Origin of the sequence: Corynebacterium gottingense (genome assembly GCF_003693265.1) — a bacterium.
Lineage (GTDB): Bacteria > Actinomycetota > Actinomycetes > Mycobacteriales > Mycobacteriaceae > Corynebacterium > Corynebacterium gottingense.
Map to the genome: position 1 here is coordinate 1 of NZ_RDRE01000051.1, position 4,733 is coordinate 4,733.

Sequence of the window (4,733 nt, forward strand, 5' to 3'; positions counted from 1 at the left end):
GCCTACCCGTGACGCACCGCCGCACTCTTGTCCCCGCTCTCCTCGCCGCCTCGCTCGCACTGACCGCGTGCGGGAACGGGGACGACGAGACGAGCACTACAGCAGCACCGGCACCGGAAGAGACCGAAACGGCGCAGAGCGAGGCGCCGTCCAGCAGCGCGACGAGTTCCACGGCGGAAAGCACTGAGAGCACTGGGAGCACCGTGAGTTCAGCGTCGAGCACGTCGAAAGAATCGGGCACGCGGGCGTCGACAAGCACTTCTGCGAAAGACAAGACGGTGCAGGAAGTGACCGAATCCTTCGCGGGGCTGGCGCCGGAGTCGCTGTTTGCACAGCTGGATACGTGCTCGGCAACCGGGGTGAGCGGCTCCTACGACTGCTCCGGCGCGGAGATCGGACAGTTTCAATTCTTCGATTCCGAGGCGAAGGCGGCGTCGACGACGCAGCTGCTCACGGAGCTGCGGTCCTCGCGGATCGTGGAAGATGACGGCGAGCGCATCGTCGGTTGGTCCACGCTGGGCACCTCCGCGATCATCACGGTGGTGGACAATCAGCGCGGCCAAGTGATGCAGCAGCTGGTGTCCTCTGAGCAGGAGGATCCGCGCGAGCGCATCGAGAAGCTGGGCCTGGCTGACGTGGAGGCCGAGGGCGAGACCACCGCGGACTCCCCCGCGTCCACGACGCGCACGTCGGCGGCTGCGACTACGACACAGCGATAGCGTCAAGCGGCGGGGTTTTCGCCGCGTGCTGCGAGGGCCACAGCGCCGCGATCACGCCCACACACGCCGAACCAACGAGCATCACGCCCACGAGTGCCCAGGGCACCTGGGGACTGTCAAACCCCTCGTCTGCCAACGTGGCAATAAACGCCACACCCAAACCAAGGCCCAGCACCACCCCGGCAAACGCGCCGAAGACAGCGATCTGCACCGATTCCAACGTGATCATCGTGCGCACCTGTCGACGTTGCGTACCCACCGCACGCAGCATGCCGATCTCTTTGCGCCGCTCAATCACACCAAGCGTCAGCGTGTTGATGATGCCCAGCACCGCAATGATCACGGCCAGCGCGAGCAGCCCGTAGAGCACGGCGAGCATCTGGTCAATCTTGCCAGCCAGCTGCGCGGCATACTCGTCGCCCGTCATCACCTGGAGCACCACCGCGTCGCGCACCGCGGCCTCGAGGTCCGCACGCATCGCGTCACGGTCCGCGCCGTCCTCAGCCACGATGCCGACCATGCGCACGAGCTGCGCCTCGGGTGGTGCGACCTGGTTCGCCACCTCGGCGTCGAGCAGGATCCGCGTCGCAACCTCAGTCGGCTCGTAAATCCCCCGCAGCGTCGCCTGCGCCGTCATCCCGGGGACAGGACCTGCGACCTCGTATGCACGGCCAACCTTCCAGCCTTGCTCGGTGGCCAACTCCTCGTCTGCAAGGAACCCTCCGGCAATATTTTGGTCTCCGTCTTTCAACTCGAGGGCGAACACCTGGGTCGGATCAGCATCGACCGACATGGTCAGCTGGGCTTGCTCCTCCAATGAAGACTGCCCGCCGACGGTGGCCGGGACCGCGCCGACGGTCACACGCGCATCGATGCCGTCAACGCCCTCGGTCATGGCGACAGTGTCGCTCGGTGCCGGGAAGTTACCGTTGACGGGGCCTGTGAGCACGTAGTCAGCGCTGATGTGGTCGGCGATATCGTCTTGCAGTGAGGCCTTCATCGTCGCCCCCAGCATGCCGATGACCGTCACCAACGCAACGCCCAGGATCAGCGCGAACGCGGTCGCGGCAGTGCGACGCGGGTTGCGGTGCGTATTTGTCCCCGCGAGGGAACCAATCGCGCCGAAGGGCGCACCAACGACCTTGCCAAGACCAGGGACGACCACCGAAGACAGTGCCGGGCCCGCCAAGTACACGCCAACAATCAGACACGCTGCACCGATACCGACGGCGGTCACGCGGGGGTTCGTCGAGGCGTCGATAATCGCCCCGGTGCTTGCCGCCGCAATGCCAACGACGGCGAGCACCACCCCTGCGATCGTCCTGCGGTGCAACGAACCGGGCGCATCTGCGTCGGTACCACGCATCGCTTCGACTGGCTGCACCGAGCCCGCACGCCGGGCCGGGGCATAGGCGGAGAGCGTCGTGACCAGCACGCCAAGCACCAGCGGAACGATGATGGCCGCGGGGCTGAGCCCAAGGCCCGGCTCAAACGGCATGCCCTGGGTGCCCATGACTGCTTTGATCAGCGCGACCAGCCCAATACCGGTAGCAACACCAACCAGCGAGCCGAAGACACCCACTATGGCGGATTCCACCACCACCGAGCCGACGACCTGCGGTTGCGAGGCCCCCAGCGCACGCAGCAGCGCAAACTCCTTGGTGCGCTGGGCGACGATCATAGAGAACGTGTTGGCGATGATGAACGTGCCGACCAGCAACGCAATCAGGCCGAAGGCAATGAGCAGGTAGCGGATCGCTGTCAGCGCGAACGCCATCTCCTCGCGCGCACGCGACACGCTGCTGCTGCCCACCGGAGAGTTCCGCCGGGCGGTGGTTGAGGCGCTGCGCCAGACCTAACCGGGTGGTGATCTCCTCGAGCCATCGTTCATCCACGTCACGCCCCGCAATATCAAGGGGAAGCGTGATGTTTTCCCGCGCGGTGAGCGTGGGCACCAGGTTGAAGGACTGGAAGATAAAACCCAGGCGATCGCGACGCAGCTGCGTCATCTCCCGGTCACGCAGGTTGGTCAGGCAGGGCTGGCCGATGTAGGCCTCACCAGAGGTGACCGTGTCCAGCCCTGCCATTGCGTGCATGAGCGTGGACTTGCCGGACCCGGATGGCCCCATGATGGCGGTGAACTCGTTGCGATGGAACTCGACCGTGACGTGGTCAAGCGCAACAACAGCGGTATCTGCGTCGCCGTATTGCTTAAAAAGGTTCTCGGCCCGGGCGGCGGCGGTCATGGCGTGTTCTCCTTGCAAGCAGCGTGGCTTCACCATCTATTTTATTGCGCTTTGCAGGAGAAAAGCAGGCAAAAGGGCGGGGTGAGCGCTGTGCAGTCGCTCACCCCGCCCTGGTACGAGCGCGGCCGAAAGTCTACAGCTCGGTGCCATCCTCGCTGCCGTCGTCCTTCCCGTCGCCGTCCTCGCGCTTGAGCTTCGGGTTGTTGCGTAGCTCCTCCTCGAGCTTGCTGAACTCGGCGTCGAAGTCCGCGTCCGTGGTGTCGTCCAGAAGCCCGTCGATAAACGCGGCGGGGTTGTCCAAGTGCTCTGCCGTCGGCAGGAAGTCCGGGTGGTTCCAGACCTGATCGCGGCGCTGCACGCCCACGGCATTATCCACGCGACGCCACAGCTCCGCAGCTTCGCGCACCTTCGGGGCGCCCAGCTCAATGCCGACGATGTTGGCGAACGCCTGCTCTGCCGAACCACCGGTGGCGCGGCGGCGCGCCCAGGCCTCAGCGAGCTGCGCCGAGGACGGGATTCGCTCCGCCAGCGACGCGTCGACGACCACGTCGACCCAGCCCTCCACCAGCGCGAGCAGCGTCTCCAACCGCGAGGTTGCCCCGGCGTTGCGGGAGCCGACCCGCGGGGAAAGATCCATGTTCTGCAGGTTCTGCAGCGCCTCCTGGATCTGCTGCGGGTCGCCCGACTCAAGGTTCAGGCTGCGGGTGGCCTCGTCGATATTGGACGTATCGATCTGCAGCCCGGCGGCGTACTCCTCCACCGAGGCCACGAGGCGCTCCACCAGCCACGGCACGTGCTGGAACAGACGCTGGCGCGCGGCCTCCCGCGCCGCGATGTAGACCAGCACCTCCTGCCCGGGCACCGAGAGGTCCTTGGAAATCCGGGTCACGTTCTTGGGCAGCACCGACGCCACGCCGCGGGGCGCGACCGGCAGGCCGAAGTCCGTGCCGGTGAGCGCCTGCTGCGCCAGATCTCCCAGCGCGTGGCCCAGCTTCATGCCGAAGTTCATGGAATTCATCGAGTTCATCATGCCGGCGAGGGGGCCCATCATCTCGCGGGCCTCAGCGGGCATCTGATCTAACTGCGCGCGGTTCATATGCTCCGCAACTGGATTTACCAGGCGCTTCCACATCGGCATGGTCTCTACCAGCCAGTCGTCCGCGTTCCACGCGCGCGCCTGGGAGTCCGCAGCGGGCAGCGTGGTGGACTCGCTCAGCCAGTGGTTGACCAACCCAAGCGACTCCTCCACCGCCTTCTTATCGCCGGCGGAGACCGCCGCCTTGTCACCAACGCGCTGGCGGGCCATGCGCAGCGCCATGTCAAAGTTCACGGCCGAGTCGCCCGACTGGCTCGCCTGGTTAAACGAATTGCCCATGCCGGACAGCATCTGGCCGAACTGGTTCAGCATGTCGCCGAGCCCGCCGCCCTGCTGCCCGCCACCAAACCCGAAGGCGGCGAAGGGGTTCGACGCGTCGCCACCATTGTTGTCGCCGCGCTTGTTCTTGTCTTCGTCGTCATCATTGTTGGGAAAGGAAAATCCAAATCCGTTATTCATACCTGCCACGATACATAGCGCCGACTCTTGCGCGCGAGCACTTTTTGCGCAGACCGGGACGCTGAGAGCGAACATGGTGAGCGATAACGGCTGCGCTAAGATGCGCTGCGTGGAAGAACAGGAAGACGGGGCGCAGCCCCAGGCGGACGCATCCGCGCAGGAAACCACTCACAGCAGGCGGTGGTCAACCGTGGTGTGGGGAGCGATCCCCGT

The 4,733-nt window shown here is 65.5% G+C and carries 4 protein-coding genes and 1 pseudogene; 1 reads left to right on the plus strand and 4 read right to left on the minus strand.

Annotated features, from left to right (window positions below; translation table 11 throughout):
• Positions 1–274: hypothetical protein (locus tag EAW56_RS13080; RefSeq protein ID WP_244213415.1), on the minus strand; the 274-nt coding region annotated here is incomplete at its 3' end.
• Between the two features lie 13 nt (positions 275–287).
• Here EAW56_RS13080 and EAW56_RS13085 point away from each other — a divergent pair.
• Positions 288–719: a hypothetical protein gene (locus EAW56_RS13085; RefSeq protein WP_244213416.1), complete on the plus strand. Its 432-nt coding sequence runs from the start codon at positions 288–290 to the stop codon at positions 717–719.
• Here EAW56_RS13085 and EAW56_RS11070 read toward each other — a convergent pair.
• The 3 genes and pseudogenes from EAW56_RS11070 to EAW56_RS11080 form a co-directional block, all read right to left on the minus strand.
• Positions 703–2,496 (minus strand): ABC transporter permease, encoded by a 1,794-nt coding sequence (locus EAW56_RS11070; protein WP_122086581.1) that lies wholly within the window; start codon positions 2,494–2,496, stop codon positions 703–705. The two genes, EAW56_RS13085 and EAW56_RS11070, sit on opposite strands and share 17 nt — an antisense overlap.
• Before the next feature lie 4 nt (positions 2,497–2,500).
• Positions 2,501–3,001: pseudogene (locus EAW56_RS11075) on the minus strand (ABC transporter ATP-binding protein); the annotation flags it as partial.
• 97 nt (positions 3,002–3,098) lie between these two features.
• Entirely contained in the window at positions 3,099–4,520 is a 1,422-nt protein-coding gene (locus EAW56_RS11080; protein WP_122086583.1) for a zinc-dependent metalloprotease, read from the minus strand.
• Positions 4,521–4,733: the final 213 nt, after the last annotated feature.

Excerpts from the sequence above, each read along its gene's own strand:
- EAW56_RS11070 (WP_122086581.1), bottom strand. The coding sequence starts at position 2,496 with ATGGCGTTCGCGCTGACAGCGATCCGCTACCTGCTCATTGCCTTCGGC.
- EAW56_RS11080 (WP_122086583.1), bottom strand. The coding sequence starts at position 4,520 with ATGAATAACGGATTTGGATTTTCCTTTCCCAACAATGATGACGACGAA.